At 72.7% G+C, this 14,671-nt stretch carries 10 protein-coding genes; 3 read left to right on the forward strand and 7 right to left on the reverse strand.

What is annotated here, in order from left to right; genetic code table 11:
* Nucleotides 1–584: 584 nt before the first annotated feature.
* Genes IT371_28655 through IT371_28680 form a run of 6 tightly spaced genes read right to left on the reverse strand, consistent with a single transcriptional unit; the run spans nt 585 to nt 8,348 of the window.
* Nucleotides 585–1,736 carry a response regulator gene (locus IT371_28655; protein ID MCC6751657.1) on the reverse strand — a complete coding sequence of 384 codons (1,152 nt, stop codon included), beginning with the start codon at nt 1,734–1,736 and terminating at the stop codon, nt 585–587.
* On the reverse strand, nt 1,733–3,400 hold the full coding sequence (locus tag IT371_28660; GenBank protein MCC6751658.1) for a diguanylate cyclase: 1,668 nt from the start codon (nt 3,398–3,400) through the stop codon (nt 1,733–1,735). Before IT371_28660 ends, IT371_28655 begins: the two co-directional genes overlap by 4 nt.
* Before the next feature lie 2 nt (nt 3,401–3,402).
* Nucleotides 3,403–3,801 (reverse strand): response regulator, encoded by a 399-nt coding sequence (locus IT371_28665; GenBank protein ID MCC6751659.1) that lies wholly within the window; start codon nt 3,799–3,801, stop codon nt 3,403–3,405.
* Between the two features lie 4 nt (nt 3,802–3,805).
* Nucleotides 3,806–5,881: a response regulator gene (locus IT371_28670; protein ID MCC6751660.1), complete on the reverse strand. Its 2,076-nt coding sequence runs from the start codon at nt 5,879–5,881 to the stop codon at nt 3,806–3,808.
* Nucleotides 5,878–7,134 carry a PAS domain-containing protein gene (locus tag IT371_28675; GenBank protein ID MCC6751661.1) on the reverse strand — a complete coding sequence of 419 codons (1,257 nt, stop codon included), beginning with the start codon at nt 7,132–7,134 and terminating at the stop codon, nt 5,878–5,880. Before IT371_28675 ends, IT371_28670 begins: the two co-directional genes overlap by 4 nt.
* The gene (locus tag IT371_28680; protein ID MCC6751662.1) at nt 7,131–8,348 is read right to left on the reverse strand and encodes a PAS domain-containing protein; all 1,218 of its coding nucleotides are present in this window, start codon (nt 8,346–8,348) and stop codon (nt 7,131–7,133) included. The genes IT371_28675 and IT371_28680 overlap by 4 nt, the downstream gene beginning before the upstream one ends.
* A gap of 272 nt (nt 8,349–8,620) precedes the next feature.
* On the opposite strand from IT371_28680, the gene IT371_28685 reads away from it, so the two are divergent.
* From IT371_28685 to IT371_28695, 3 genes are all read left to right on the forward strand, one after another.
* A complete protein-coding gene (locus tag IT371_28685) occupies nt 8,621–10,090 on the forward strand; it encodes a sigma-54-dependent Fis family transcriptional regulator (protein ID MCC6751663.1) in 1,470 nt (489 codons plus the stop codon).
* A gap of 153 nt (nt 10,091–10,243) precedes the next feature.
* Nucleotides 10,244–10,966: a class I SAM-dependent methyltransferase gene (locus IT371_28690; GenBank protein ID MCC6751664.1), complete on the forward strand. Its 723-nt coding sequence runs from the start codon at nt 10,244–10,246 to the stop codon at nt 10,964–10,966.
* 158 nt (nt 10,967–11,124) lie between these two features.
* Complete coding sequence (locus IT371_28695; protein MCC6751665.1) at nt 11,125–12,588, forward strand: hypothetical protein; 1,464 nt, start codon at nt 11,125–11,127, stop codon at nt 12,586–12,588.
* Between the two features lie 39 nt (nt 12,589–12,627).
* Here the strand turns inward: IT371_28695 and IT371_28700 are convergent, their stop codons facing one another.
* Nucleotides 12,628–14,631, reverse strand: coding sequence for a HEAT repeat domain-containing protein (locus IT371_28700; GenBank protein MCC6751666.1), 2,004 nt, complete (start codon nt 14,629–14,631; stop codon nt 12,628–12,630).
* Between the last annotated feature and the right edge of the window lie 40 nt (nt 14,632–14,671).

Genomic DNA, 14,671 nt, shown 5'->3' on the forward strand with positions numbered 1-14,671 from the left:
TGCCATCCGTCGGCGCGGGGCGTCAAGTTCGGACGGGATCCGGCTCAGGGTGATCGCGTTCTCCGGATGGAAGAGCCCAGGGAGGTCGTAGGGCGCTCGTGACGCGGGCCCTGGCGGACGCCGCCGCTTGCATGAGCCGGCAGCGGCGCGAAGTGGGCCGGCGCAAGCGGCGGCTCGGGCCCTCGCGCCAGCCGCGGATTGGGGAGAGGGAGGGCGGCTGGCACTCGGGACGCCGCCCGGGCCTCGCGTCACCTCGCGCCCCCCGTGGCTCGAGTGATCGCGGCGTTGGCGCGGCCGGTGGACCGCGAGCGAGGGCTCGAGGGAACCGAGGGGTGCCAGGAGTAGCGGTCGCCTTGATACTTGGCGACGGTCTGTGGCTGCGAGGACGCGGAGGCGATGGAGCTGTGGGCAGAGGCCAACGCTACGCGCTTGGCCTCGTTCGCCCTGCACCTCCTCATGGGTGGTCACGCCTAGCTGCTTTCCTCGGCCCGTCCGAGCTCGCCGCCCCCTCCATACCCCAATGTCCGAGAACTCGACCGCCCCGGGATCCGTCCTGCGGGCACCTACGGCGCGCGGGCCCTGACTTACTTGAGGTGGCGCGCGACCAGCGTGCGGAGCTCGTGCGGGGTGAAGGGCTTCTCGAGCAGCGGGTTCGGCACCGACTCGAGGAACTGCCGGGCCCGGATCCAGTCCGCCGCCCCCGAGACGAAGACGAAGCGCTCGGCCTGCTCGGGGGCGAAGGCCAGGACCGCCTGGTAGAGCTCCACCCCCGTGAGCTCTGGCATCGCCAGGTCGGCGATCACCAGATCGAAGCGCTCGCCGCCGTGGAGGCGGGCGAGAGCCTCGGTGGACCGGGTGAGGGCCACCACCTCGTAGTCCTCGACGAGCAAGCGCACCACGACCTTGCCCACGCCCACCTCGTCATCCACCACCAGGATGCGCGGCTTGTGGGGCAGCGCGATGACCGGGTCGCTCGACTCGTGCTCCTCCATCTGGTCCTCTCCTTCCGTCTCGATGGCCGGCAGACGCAGCTCCACCGTCGTTCCGACCCCTTCTTCGCTGCGCACCTGGAGCGTGCCGCCGAGCTCGGTCACGAACTGCTGCGCGATGGGCAGCCCGAGGCCGGTCCCCACGCCGGGCGGCTTGGTGGTGAAGAAGGGCTCGAAGATGCGCGGCAGCACCGCCTGGGCGATCCCGAGCCCGGTGTCCGTGACGGTCACCGTGACCCAGCCCGGCTCCGCAGAGAAGACCGCCAGCCGCACCTCGTTCTCCTCGGGAAAGCCCGGTGGAATGGCCTGCGCGGCGTTCACGAGCAGGTTCACCAGCACCTGGCCCAGGCGAAGCTCGCTCCCTCGCACGAAGAGCCGCGTCCGGTAGTCCCGGACCACGTGTGCGCGCCCCCGGAGCTCGCTGCGCACCACGCGCAGGGCGGACTCGGCCACGAGGTCGACGAGCAGAGGCCGCTGGATCTCCGGCGCCTCCGCGTCGGAGCGCTTCAGCGCGCCGAGCAGCTCGCGCGTGCGGCGGGCGGCTTCTTTCGCGTCGCGGACCGCCTCCTGCACCTGCTCGAGCCGCACCGAGGGACCGATCTGCGCGGCGAGCGCGGCGAGGGCCTCGGTGACCAGCTCGAGGTTGCCGAGCAGCAGCGAGAGCGGCGTGCCGAGCTCGTAGGCCGTCCGCGAGGCGAGCGCGGAACCGTCGGGGCCCGGATCCTGGCGTTCCGTGGAGAGCATCATCCACCCTGCCTCGTCGGGGCCACGACGACGCGCGCCCGCCCCGCATCCTTGGCCGCATAGAGCGCCCGATCGGCGACCGCGTAGAGGCTCGAGAGGTCCGCTCCGTCCGCGGGGAACTGGGCCACTCCGGCGCTGAAGGTCACGCTGAAGGTCGTGCCGTCGGGGGCGAAGAAGTGCTCGGCCGACAGATCGTCGAGCGCGTGCTCCAGGCGCACCGCCGCCTGCTCCTTGGTGGCCGGGTAGAGGCCGACGAGGAACTCCTCGCCCCCCCAGCGCGCCACCACGTCCTCGCTCCGGAGCGAGCTGCGCAGGAGCTCGGCCAGTCGCTGCAGCACCTGATCCCCGGCTGCGTGACCGAACCGGTCGTTCACCGACTTGAAGTGGTCCAGGTCGAGCAGGCACAGCGCCATCGGCTGACCGTGCCGCCGCGCCAGCCCGAGGTAGCGCTGCAAGAGGTCCCGGCCGCGCCGGCGGTTGGCGGCGCCGGTGAGGGGATCGGTGTCCGAGACGGCGCGCAGCACCTGCAGTCGGCGCAGCCGGCCCGTCACGCGCGTGACGAGCTCGCCCGCCACGATCGGCTTGGAGATCACGTCGTCCGCGCCGGCGGCGAAGGCCTCGCGCACGGTCTTTCCCTCCTCGTTGGCCGTGAGAAAGAGGATCGGGATCGACCGCGACGAGGGGTCGGCGCGCAGCACGCGGCAGAGGTCGATCCCGCTCACCTCGGGCATCGTCACGTCCAGCACCACGAGGTCGGGCGCCACGTCGGTGAAGACCTCCCAGAAGCGCATCGGGTCGGCCAGGGTCGTGATCTTGACCCCGTACGATTCGAGCAGGCCGCGCACCACGGAGAGGATCGCCGGGTCGTCGTCCACCACCAGCACACGGTTCGCGGCCGGCTGCTGCCCGGCGTGCACGGCGGAGACCTCGTCGAGGACCTGCCCCGGGGCGAGCGGCTTCTGCAGGAAGCGCTGCACGCCGAGGCGCGTGGCCTCCACGCGGGCCGAGAGGTGTCCGCTGGCCGTCAGGGCCAGGACGGGGATCGGGGGCTTGGCGGCGGCGAGCTCGCGCAAGAGCTCGAGGGCCTCGGGCAGGCCTTCAGTGAGGTGCAGGTCGAGGACCACTACATCGGGGCGCTCGCGCGCGATGGCGTGGCGCGCCTCCTCCGAGCCGCGGGCCGCGCGGGCGAACATCTGGCGGCTCGTCGCCTCGGCTACCAGGAGCTCTGCGGCGGTCTCGTCGTCGTCCACCACCAGCACGCTCTGCGGCACGATCGAGCTGAAGGCCGCGGCGGGGCGGCGGGGCTCGACGGCGCCGTTGCGACGCCCGCGGCCGATCTCGCGCCGCACCTTCCCGACGAGCTCGAGCAGGCGCGCCCGTTCGGTCGGCCCCGGCCCCGCGCGCAGGAGCTGCTCCATCTGCCGGGCCAGAGCCGTCCCCTCCGGCAGCCCGAAGGTGCCGAGGCTCCCGGCCAGGCTGTGGGCCTGTCGCAGCGCGCGCTCCCCGAGCTGGGGTTCCAGAGGACCGAGGCCGAGGGCCTCCGCCGCCTGCTCGAGCACGGCCAGGCGCTCGGGGAGGGTGCTCTCGAAGCGCGCCCAGCCCTCGGCCAGCACGGTGCGGATGCGCTCCTGGGCCTCGTGACGGTCGGGTCGCGTGGGGTGCGGCATGGTCAGGTGTCCTTTCCTTCCCAGCCGAGCTCCTCGGCCAGCAGGCGCGGCAGCTCGAGCGGGTCGAAGGGCTTGGTGATGCGGTGGGTCACCCCCAGCTCCTCGAGCGCGCGGCGGGCGGCCAGCGCGGGCGTGGCGCTGAGCAGGACGACCGGGATCTCGCGCGTCGCCGCGTCGGCGCGGAGCGCGGCCACGACCTGGTAGCCGGTCATCTCCGGCATCATCACGTCGAGCAGGATGGCCTCGGGCCAGCCGCTGCGCGCCACGAGCAGGCCCTCCTCTCCGCCGCCGGCGGTCCGGACCTCGTAGCCGCCGATGGCCTCCAGGCTCACGCGGGCCACCTCGCGAATGTCGGTCTCGTCGTCGACCACGAGTACCCGGCGCGCATTCGGGCGGGGCATGGGCTCAGGCATGGGTGTTCTCCTTGGTGGACCGCGTCACGTGCTGCACGAGGTCGCGGAGCTGGCGTTCGAAGGCCCCCGGCGCATCGACGGCGCGCTGGGCCGCGGGCTTGGTCAGCCAGCCCACGACCTCCTCCGCGTGCGGGTGCGCGAGCTGCGGCTCGAGGGCCGAGAGGATCGCCACCGGAATGTGGCGCGTCACGGGGCGCGAGCGGAGCGCGGCCAGCGTCTGCCAGCCGTCCATCTCGGGCATCATCATGTCGAGCAGGATGATGGTCGGCTGCTCGCGACCGGCCAGCATCACGGCCTCGGCCCCCGACGAGGCGGTGAGCACGCGGTAGCCCCGGTGCTCGAGGAGCGCGCGCATGGCCATGCGCGTGGTCGGGTCGTCGTCGCAGATGAGGAGCGTGACGGACTCCTCGGGCACGGTGGCCTGCGCCCCCAGCTCGCGGGGTGGCGCGGCGGGGAGGCTGAAGGTGAAGGTGCTTCCCTGGCCGAGGACGCTGTCCACCCACATGCGCCCGCCGTGGAGCTCCACCAGGCTCCGGCTGATGGCGAGTCCGAGCCCCGCCCCCCCTTTGCCCCGGGCGTCGCCCTGGTCCACCTGCTCGAAGCGCTGGAAGAGCATCCCGAGCTTCTCCTCGGGGATGCCGCGCCCTTCGTCGCGCACGGAGAGCTGGAGCTCCCCCTCGTGCTCGGCGGCGGAGAGCCACACCCGTCCCCCGCGCGTGGAGAACTTGATCGCGTTGCCGATGAGGTTCGTGAGCACCTGCCCCACCCGGTCCGCGTCTGCATAGGCCCACGCCGGCTCGCTCTCCACCACGAGCTGGATGCCCGCCTGCTCGGCGAGGGGAGAGAGCGACTCGGCCGCCTGCTGGAGGAGGGACCCGACCTCGTAGGGGGCGAGCACGAGGGTCACGCGGCCGGCCTCGAGACGCTCGAGGTCCAGAATGTCGTTGATCAGGCGCACCAGGCGGTCCGTGTTGCGCGCGGCGATCTCCATCATCTTCTGGACGCGCTCGGGGAGCTCTCCGAGCGCGCCGCTCGCGGCCAGCCCCACGGCCCCGTGAATGGAGGTGAGGGGGGTGCGCAGCTCGTGACTCACGAGCGAGATGAACTCGCGCTTGGCGCGCTCGAGCACGTGGCGCTCGGTCACATCCTCGATGGTCAGGAGCACCCGGGCCGGGGGCGGGGCCATGAGCGGGAGCGAGCCGTTGTAGGCGCCGAGGATCGGCCGGACGCTGGGCTGCTGCGGTCCGGTGCGCGGAGTCTCTGGCTCCTCGCACTCGAGAGGGACGATGGTCACCTCGAGGTGCCGGAGCCCGTCGGGGCGCGGCAGCTGCACGGGGATCTTGGCCGCTGCAATCTGCCCCCGCAGGCAGGACGCGATGCCGTTCGCGAGCCCCTCGTCGCCGATGAAGGTGCCGAGCTCGTGACCGAGGAGGCGGTGCTCCGGCACCTGCAGGAGGCGCGAGAGCGCGGGGTTGACGCTCAAGATGCGCGAGTTGCCGTCGAGGGTCAGGATCCCCACGGGGAGGCTGCTCACGATGGCCTCGTTCAGGGCCGTGGCGTGCGCGAGACCCCGCACGAGGTGCTCGAGCCGCTCGGCTTGCCGGCGCACCTCGCGCTCCATGGCGTGGCGGTGCAGCGTCATCTCGATGGCCGCCAGGAGCTCGCGTCGCTGGAAGGGCTTGAGCAGGTAGGCGTGCGGGGCGGTGCCGCAGGCGCGCTTCAGCGTCTCCTCGTCGGAATGCGAGGTCAGATAGACGACGGGCACGTCGAAGCGCCGGCCGAGCTCGGCGGCGGTCTGGATGCCGTCCATCGCGCCGTCGAGCACGATGTCCATCAGGACCAGGTCGCAGCGCTCTTGCTCGACCTGGGCCAGGGCCTCCTCTCCCGAGGCGCAGGTGCCGGCCACCTGATAGCCGAGGCGCTCGAGCGTCAGCTCCAGGTCCATGGCCACGATCGCCTCGTCTTCGACGATGAGGAGGCGCCGGGGCGGCTTCTCGCTCCCGTTGGCTCGCTTGGGCTCGGGCGAGGCTGCGCCGGGATGCGCCTCGGCTTCCATGGTCGTGGTCATGCTCCCCTCCGTCTGCCTTCCGCGGGCCGGTCCGGCAGGCGCACGCACACCCGCGTGCCGCCTTCGCAGTGCGTCTCGCTCTGTCCGCGAAGCTGCCGCACCAGCACCTCCACGAGCCGCAGGCCGAGCCCCGTTCCGTGCGCGTCCCGCGCCGCGGGGTCGAAACCTGGCCCCTCGTCCGCGACCTCGAGCAGCCGGCCGTCCGTGGAGCGCCGGGCCCCGATGCGCACCGTGCCCGCGCTCTCCGCGCGCCGGCCGTGCTGGAGCGCGTTCGCCACCAGCTCGCGCAGGATCAGCGCCACCGGCGCGGCGGAGTCGAGGGGCAGCGTCATGCCCGGCTCGACGTCGAGCTCCACGCGCGCCGCGGAGGCCGAAAACGTGCGGCGCAGGTCGGTCACCAGCCCCTCGAGGAACGCCTCGAGCGGCGCCTCCTCGAGCGTGCTCGATTGATAGATGAGCTCGTGCACTAGCGCGAGGGTGCGGACCCTCGAATCGCTGCTCTGCAGGGCGCGGTGGGCGGGACCGTCGCCGCGGGGGTCCGTCTGCAGGTGCAGCAGGCTGCAGACGAGCTGCAGGTTGTTCTTCACGCGGTGATGGATTTCGCGCAGGAGCACGCTCTTTTCGGCCAGCTCGCGCTGCAGCGCCGCGCGGCTGGCCTCGAGCTCGGCGGTGCGCTCGGCCACGCGCGCCTCGAGCTCGGCGTTGGCCCGCGCGATGGCTCGACCGGCGCGGCGGGCCTCGGTGACGTTCACGAGGTAGCCGACGATGTGCAGCGGCCGGCCGTCCGGGTCGCGGCAGAGCTTCTGCTCGTCCCGAAGCCAGACGTACCGACCGTTCGCCGCGCGAAGGCGGTACTCGGTCACCTGCTGCCCCGACGCGAGGAGCTCCTGCACGCTGCCGAGCACGGCCGGCAGGTCGTCCGGGTGGACGCGGGAGATCCAGAAGCCTCCCCCGCGCAAGAAGAGCTCGGGCGGGTAACCGAGGAGCTCGGCGAGGTTTGGCGTGACGAACGAGGGCTCGTGCGCCCCGAAGGCCTGCAGCGCGTAGATCACGGCCGGGCCGTGGGTCAGGAGCTGCTCCAGGCGGGTGCGCTGCGAGGTCACGCGCGCGAGCTCTGCACCGAGGCGGTCGCATTCGGCCCGCAACGGGCCGAGGTCGTCGTCGTTGCCTTGGCTCGGCTGCGCGGAGCCGTGGCCCGGCTGGGCGACAGAGGCAGCCCGGGTGAGGGCGGTGGCGTCGACCGAGGCGGTCATGGGAGTCCCGCCGGCTCGTCGAGGGGGGCGGCCGGGATGCACAGGTGGAAGGTGGTCCCCTCGCCGCGCTCGAGCGTCACCGTGCCGCGGAGCTGGCGCGCGAGGCTGCGCACGAGACGGAGGCCGAGGCTGCGCTCCTCGAGCACGGCGAGATCCTCCGGCAGTCCCACCCCCCAGTCGCGCAGGAGCAAGTGGAGCTCGCTACCCTGCCGCCAGCCCACGAGCTCGGCCCTCACCGGCGTGCCGGCTGGGAAGGCATGCTTGACCAGGTTCGTGAGCAGCTCGCTGACGAGGAGCGCCACCGAAACCGCGGCGTCGATGGGCAGGACCACGCCCTCGGGGACCACGACCGGGATCCTCCGCGGGTCGATTCCCGACGAGCGACTGACCTGCTGCACGAGCGCGCGGGCGTACTCGGCCAGCGAGATGCGACCCAGCTCGGGGTTCTGGTAGAGCAGCTCGTGCACGAGCGCCATCGAGCGGATGCGCGTCTCCGTGTCGGCGAGCATGGCGCGCTGGGCCGGGTCTTCGAGCCGGCCGTACTGGAGCTTCAGCAGGCTCGAGACCACCTGCATGTTGTTCTTCACGCGGTGGTGGACCTCCTTGAGGAGTGCGTTGCGCTCGGCGAGCTGGGTCTCGAGGGCGGCGCGGCTCTCCTCGAGCGAAGCGGTGCGCGCGCGCACGGTCTCCTCGAGCTCGGCGTTCAGCTTGGCCACGGCGAGCTCCGCTTCCTTTCGCGCCGTGACGTCGGTCCAGTAGCCGACGAGCTCCTGCGGCTCGCCCGCCTCGTTCCGGTGCAGCACGAGCTCGTCCCGCATCCAGCGGTAGCTCCCGTCGGCGCACAGGAAGCGGTACTCGTGCATGTGGTGGCCCTCGGCGAAGAGGCGGGTCAGCTCGTGGAGCACGCGCGGGCGGTCGGCCGGGTGCACGCGGTGGAGCCAGAAGCCCGCGTCCTCGGTGAAACGCTCGGCCGGGTAGCCGAGCTGCTCCTTCACGTTGGCCGTGACGAAGGTAGCCCCGAAGTCCCCCGCTGGGCGACAGGCGTAGACCATGGCCGGGCCCTGGGAGAGGACGCGCTCGAGCCGCTCCACCTGTTCGCGCCCCGCCTGCAAGGCCACCTTCAGCCGCGCGAGTTCGTCCCGCAGCGCCTCCGCCTCGGCGTTCGTTGCCACGCGGGTGGTGCCGGCAGGTTTGCTTCGTTCCGATACGTGCATCTGCTGCTCCCTTCGGCGCCCTCGGCCCCGTCGCGGGCCGTCACGCGCGGCCCTCCTGCTCTCGACGTTGCATGGCTCGGGCCAGGGTTCGCACGGGGCGGGCCGAGCGCGTCCGACGGGCCAAGAAAGCTTCGATCCCCGCGATTTTGGACCGCGCCGGGGAGGGCCGGCCGGGGAGGGCGAGGGGAGGGCAGGGGCGAGGGTGCGGGGGCGCTTTCGACCTCCGGAGGTCGCGTTTGACCCCCCGAGGGGGCGGGGCGTAGGCTGCGGAGATGGCGAGCGGTGAGCGGGAGCCTCTGCGGGCGCGCCGGGGCGTGGTGGTGGTGGTGGACGACGACGAGGACCTGCTCCTCACGATCGCGCGCATTCTTCAGATCCATCACTTCGAGGTGCTCCCTTTCCTGAGCGCGCAGGAGGCGCTCGAGACCCTGGAGCAGCGCCGCGACGAGGTGGACGTGGTGCTGAGCGATCTGCGCATGCCCGAGATGGACGGCCTGACCCTCATGGCGGCGGTGCACGAGCGCGCCCCCGGGGTGCCGGTGCTGGTGATGACCGCGCACGCCACCGTGGAGTCGGCCGTGGAGGCGATGCGCCGGGGCGCCTACCACTACCTGCAGAAGCCTCTCCCGCACCCCGAGGAGGTCGCGCTCACGGTGGCTCGCGCGGTGGACCACCGGCGGCTCCTCTCCCGCACCCGCCAGCTCGAACAGCGGCTCGTGCTGAGCGAGCGCTTCTCGGGGATCGTGGGGGTGACGCCCGCGATGCGCGAGGTCTACCAGCTGGTCGAGACGGTGGCCGGCACGGACGCGACGGTGCTGGTGCTCGGCGAGAGCGGGACGGGCAAGGAGCTCGTGGCGCGCGCCATCCACGAGCGCTCTCCGCGACGCATTCGCGCCTTCATCGCGGTGAACTGCTCCGCCCTGAGCGAGAGCCTGCTCGAGAGCGAGCTCTTCGGGCACGTGAAGGGGGCCTTCACGGGGGCCATCGCGGCGCGGCGCGGCCTCTTCGAGGAGGCGAGCGGCGGCACCCTCTTTCTCGACGAGATCGGCGACGTCTCGCTGGCGCTGCAGGTGCGGCTCTTGCGCGCGCTGCAGGAAGGCGAGGTCAAGCCCGTCGGGGCCTCGGAGGCGCGGAAGGTGGACGCGCGCGTGATCGCCGCGACGCACCGCGACCTGCACGCGGCCATGGGCGCGGGGACCTTTCGCCAGGACCTCTACTACCGCCTGAACGTGCTCTCCATCGAGCTGCCGCCCTTGCGCCGCCGCCCCGACGACATTCCGCTCCTCGTGCAGCACTTCATCCAGAAGTACGCCGCGCGGCACGGGCGCGCGGTGAATCGCGTCGAGGATGCGGCGCTCGAGCGGCTCCTCGCCTACGCCTGGCCGGGGAACGTGCGGGAGCTCGAGAACGTGGTGCAGCGCGCGGTGCTCCTCGCGCAGGGGGAGGCGATCACGGCCGAGCTCTTGCCGCGGCCGCTGCGGGGAGAGCTGCCGCCGATGGAGGTCGCCGCCTCGGACGAGGCGCTCTTCACCGAGGCGCGCGCGCAGGCGCTGGCTAGCTTCGAGCGACGGTACCTCGAGCGCGTGCTCGCGGCCGAGCAGGGCAACCTGGCGCGGGCCGCGCGGCGGGCGGGGCTCGACAAGTCCAACTTCAGGCGCATGGTCCGGCGGCACGAGGTGGACCTCGGTCGCTTCCGCGGAGGCTCGGGCTCGGGCGGGCCGGGCTCGGGCGGGCCGGGCTGAGCGGGGGCGAGCCGCTTCATGCCTGCGCCGCGGCGCCGCCTCGACGAGCGCTACACCGAGGAACAAGCTCGAGCTTACGCGCGGCACCGCCCGCTCCCCGAGGCGATCGGAGAGCGAATCGCGTCCGAGGCTGGGATAGAGGCCGAGACGTCCGTGCTCGATCTGGCTACCGGGACCGGCGCGCTGGCGCTCCAGCTCGCGCGCAGAAGTCGCCGCGTGGTGGGGGTGGACCGCGCGCCCGCCATGCTCGAGGCCGCGCACGTGCGGGCGACGGAGCTCGGCCTGCCGCTCGTACTGCGCGCCGCGTGCGCGACCGCGGCGACCGAGCGAGGAGAGAGGTACGCCGTCGTCACCGTGAGCGAGGCTTTTCACCGGCTGGGCGGGCTTCCGGCGGCGCGGGCGGTCTACCGGGCCCTCTGCCCCGAGGGGTTCTTCTTCGTCGTGCTCGGCAAGCGGCGTTACCCGGAGGCGCATCCCCTGCGCGCGCTCGCTCCGCGGCTCAAGGGCGAGGCGGCGGCGCTCTTCGAAGGCCTGGATCGGCACCTCGACTGGCTCACGCGCACTTTCGCGGCGTCGGCTCCCGCGGGGGAGGAGCCCCTCGCCCCCGTCGAGAGCTGGCTCTACGCCTGGCGGCGTCCGCTCGACCTCGGGTTTCTGCGGGCCTTCTTCGACGACGCGAGCCTCGCGCGGCTCGTCGGCGCGAGCCCTCCGTGGCCGCTCGTGGAGCGCGCCCTCGCGGCGGCTTCGCCCGAGGACCTCCTCGGCGAGGAGCTCTTCGCGCTCTGGCGCTTCGAGCGCTGCGGCGCGGGGCGCGAGCCCCTTCGGCGCACGACGCGGGAGGCGCTCGAGGTCCCATTCGTTGAGCCCTCGACCTGAGGCCCCGGCGCCGACCGGAGGGTAGGGCCGCCAGCAGAGGCTACCCGGCACGCCGCCGACGCGGTGGTCCGGAGAAGCGCGTCGGAAGGATTCCCGCCGGTTGGCGGCGTGGGGTCTCCAACGTCAGTTGGCATACTCCCTGCTCTGTTGCTCGCGACGTGAGGAACGCCGCCCGCTCCGTCCGCTCGTCTGCCGTCCTCGCGCTCGGGGCTCTGCTCCTCGCGGCGTGGCCCGACGCGGCGCTGGCTCGCGGCCCCCGCCTCACGGTCCTCGAGACCGTGGGCGAGGGGATCTCGTCGCGCGTGTATCGCGTGCGGGTGGACGACCCGGCGCTCCGGCACCTGACGATTGCCAAGGTGGTGAAGCGTTATTCGCTCACGCGTGCGCCGCAGCTCGCGAAGGCCCGGGTGCGGAAGTACCTGGCCGACGACGCGGTGGCCACGGCGCAGGTGTTGCGGGGGAGCGAGACCTTTCGCCGCCGCTTCGGGCAGATCGTTCCCGACGCCGTCTCGCCGCGCCCCGGCGTGATCTTGCAGGAAGAAGCCCGCGGCACGCCGTACGAGCGGCTCGCCCCCGCGCAGCGCGCGGTCGCGCGGGCCGAGATCGCCGAGGCGGCGCGGATGGCCGAGGAGCTTTTGCCCGGACGCACGGCCAGCCGCGCGACGGTCAACTTCCTCTTCGACCGCGACACGGGGAAGATCTCCGCCTGGTACGATCATCTCTCGAGCGGCGACTACGGCCAGAACCGCCTGCGCCGTCTCGGCAGCGGCGCGGTCTCCACGGCGTGGCGCATCGGCGACTGGGTGGTGAAGATCGTCAAGCCGCACGGCATGTGGATGCCGGAAAACGACGCGGCGAAGCGCGGGGCGCTCGCTGCCGACGAGGTCCAGGTGATGCGGACCCTGCGCGAGAGCCCCGTGCTCCGGGCTCGCTTCGGCGCCATCTTCCCCGAGACCTATAGCCCCCGGCCCGGGGTGATCCTTCAGCGCTTCGTGAAGGGGCGGCGCTTCGCAGAGCTCGGGGCGCGCGAGCAGCTCTCCGCGATCCAGCAGATGCACGACATCTATCAGGCGGCGAGCGCCCTCGTCCCCGGGCACACGCTGGACGCCTTCAACGGCTGGAACGACAACTTCGCCTTCGACGCGCGGGGCAAGGTGGTGGCCTGGTTCGACGTCACCCATCCGGACTGGATCGTGAACTGGCGGCCAGGCCTGCCCCTCGGCCTCGGCGGTCGAGGGCGAGACGACCTGCTGGGCTACGCCGCCAACATCACGCGCAAGCTGACGAGCGCCCCCACCTTCGGGCACCGCACGGGCGTGCTTCACCGCCTGCTCGACGGCTTCGCGCAGGCCTACACGGCCAACGCGCCCGACTGGGGGACGAAGCTCCTGGTCAGCAACCCGCGCACCGGCAAGGCGTGCCTCGTGCAGTGGGGCTTCGCCGCGAAGTACGTCTCCACGACGGAGCCGCGCTCGCAGGGACGCCCGCTCTACGAGCTCCTCGGGCTACCGCTCGACGATCAACAGAGCGACGGGAGCGGCGGGGCCTACCAGCGCTTCGAGCGAGGCGAGCTGACCTGGACGCGCGGGCGCGAGGTGCAGGTGCGCCTCGACGGCGAGTGAGAGCCCGGCGTCGTCGCACCGGGCCCGCAAGCGAAAGCGCTACTTGCCCCCGGCGAGGAAGAACATGACCAGCGCGGTGCGGCGCACGCGCTCGTCGGGGTCGCGCACCGAGGCCAGCTTGATCACCGTGCGGGCCATCGGGTCGCCGATGCGGGCCAGGCCCCGCAGAGCCGCGGCGCGCACCTTCGCGTCGGGGTCGCACATCCCCGCGCGCAAGAGCACCGGCAGCACCTTGCCCGAGGCGCGCAGCGAGAGCGCGTCGGCGGCGTCGAGCCGGGTCTGCGCGTTGCCCCCGAGGAGCTGCTGGGCGAGGTCGTCCTGGCTCACCTTGTCGATCACGAGGTACTTGCGGGCGGCGGCGCGCACGCGCTCGCTCGGGTCCTTGGCCGCGGCGCGCTTGAGCGCGGCCTCGCCTCCCTCGCTGGCCATGAGCACCAGCGCCCACGCCGCGGCGAGGCGCACCTCCTCGATCTTGTCGCTGGCGAGCAGGATCGTGAGGTTCGTGACCGTGCGCTCGGCCCCGCCCACGCCGAGGGCGATCGCGGCGTCGGCGCGCCAGACCGGGTCGCTGTCGGTGGTCTTCATCACCAGCCGGTTCGGGTCCTTGTAGAAGGTGCGCCACCCCTTGAGCTTCTCGAGCTGCTTGAAGTGCTCGTCCACCGTCTTGCGCACCTGCGCGTCGCTGTCCGAGCCGATCGCCTTCAGCGCGTTCTGGGCCTTCGCGTCGTCGAAGCTCCGCAGCGCGCTGACGACGGCGCGGCGGACGCGCGGCTCCTTGTCCTTCAGCGCGGCGACGAGCGGGTCGAGCCCCGGGGGGTAGGCGCCGGCGCCGAGCGCGCGAGCGGCCTTCACCCGCTCGTTCACGTCGGCGCTCTGGAGCTGCGAGACCAGGCCGTCCACCTTGCGGCGCAGGCTCTGCAGGAGCGCGCGCACGGCGGCCTTCTGCTTCTCGTCGGGCTCGACCACCGCGGCCGCGCGGAGAGCGGCGAGCACGGCCGTGTCGTGCAGGTTCTCCACGGCCTTCGCCGCCGCGGTGCGCACGTGCGGGCTCTTGTCCGCCACGAGCGTGCAGGCCATCGGGACCATGGCTCGCCAGTCGGTGAACTTGGCCAGCTCGGAGAGCGCGTTGATCCGGTCCACCGGATTCGGCGACGCGATCTTCTGAATGCGCGAGCGGAGGAGCCTCTGCCCGGCGGCCGTGGAGGGCTCGAGCAGGTCGCGGACCTCCGCACGCACGCTCGAGTCCGTGTCGTCTGCGGCGAGCTTCTGCAGGACGGTGACCGCCCCCCCGTCGTCGAAGGTCGCGAGCTGCTGCGCCACGCCGAAGCGTACCGTCGGATCTCCGTCGGAGAGCGCCTTGATCAGCGTGGGCAGCGCCCCCTTGCCGCCGGTCTTGCCCAGGACGCGCGCGCATTCGCTACGCACGCGCGCCGAGGGGTCCTTGAGCAGGTGCCTTCCGAGGAGCTCGGTGCGGCTCGGCAGGGCCTGCTTCTCGAGCTCGCGTACAGCCCACAGTCGCGCGTCTCCCGAGGGGAGCGCGAGGGTCTGGGAGATCACGCCGCCCGTGACGGAGCCCTTCGGCGGCGTGAAGCTCCGCCCCTTGAGCGGGAGCGCGGCGGGAGCCATCTTCTTCGGAAACTTGGCCAGGGCCGCCTTCGCCGCCTCGCGCACCTTCTCGTCGGGGTCGGCGCCGCCGGCCAGCGTGAGGAGGCCCTTCGCCTCGGGGGTCTTCAGGGCTGCGAGCGCCTGCGCCGCGGTGAGTCGCACCGCCGGGTCGGGGTCTTCCTTCAGCGCGTAGGCGAGCGGCTGCGCCACGCGCGGGTCGGTCAGACTCGCCAGGTCGGCGATGGCCTTGCGCCGGGCCGCGGCGTTCGGGTTCGAGGCGAGCGCCCCCGCCCCTTGCTCGAGCTTCCACTCGAGCTCGGCGAGCTCGGCGAGGCTGGCCTTCTTCTTCTTGGCCTTCTGCCCGAGGGCCGGCGCCGCCGTCGCGAGCACCGCCGCCATCACGCAGAAGAAAACGCATCGCTCGATCGTCGGTCGCATGTCGCACGCTCCTCGGGGCGCACACTAAGGAGCCGGAGGT

It is taken from the genome of Deltaproteobacteria bacterium (assembly GCA_020848905.1).
Lineage (GTDB): Bacteria > Myxococcota_A > Polyangia.

Coding starts and splice junctions, on each gene's coding strand:
- IT371_28655 (MCC6751657.1), bottom strand. CDS start 1,736: ATGATGCTCTCCACGGAACGCCAGGATCCGGGCCCCGACGGTTCCGCG.
- IT371_28660 (MCC6751658.1), bottom strand. CDS start 3,400: ATGCCGCACCCCACGCGACCCGACCGTCACGAGGCCCAGGAGCGCATC.
- IT371_28665 (MCC6751659.1), bottom strand. CDS start 3,801: ATGCCCCGCCCGAATGCGCGCCGGGTACTCGTGGTCGACGACGAGACC.
- IT371_28670 (MCC6751660.1), bottom strand. CDS start 5,881: ATGACCACGACCATGGAAGCCGAGGCGCATCCCGGCGCAGCCTCGCCC.
- IT371_28675 (MCC6751661.1), bottom strand. CDS start 7,134: ATGACCGCCTCGGTCGACGCCACCGCCCTCACCCGGGCTGCCTCTGTC.
- IT371_28680 (MCC6751662.1), bottom strand. CDS start 8,348: ATGCACGTATCGGAACGAAGCAAACCTGCCGGCACCACCCGCGTGGCA.
- IT371_28685 (MCC6751663.1), top strand. CDS start 8,621: ATGGCGAGCGGTGAGCGGGAGCCTCTGCGGGCGCGCCGGGGCGTGGTG.
- IT371_28700 (MCC6751666.1), bottom strand. CDS start 14,631: ATGCGACCGACGATCGAGCGATGCGTTTTCTTCTGCGTGATGGCGGCG.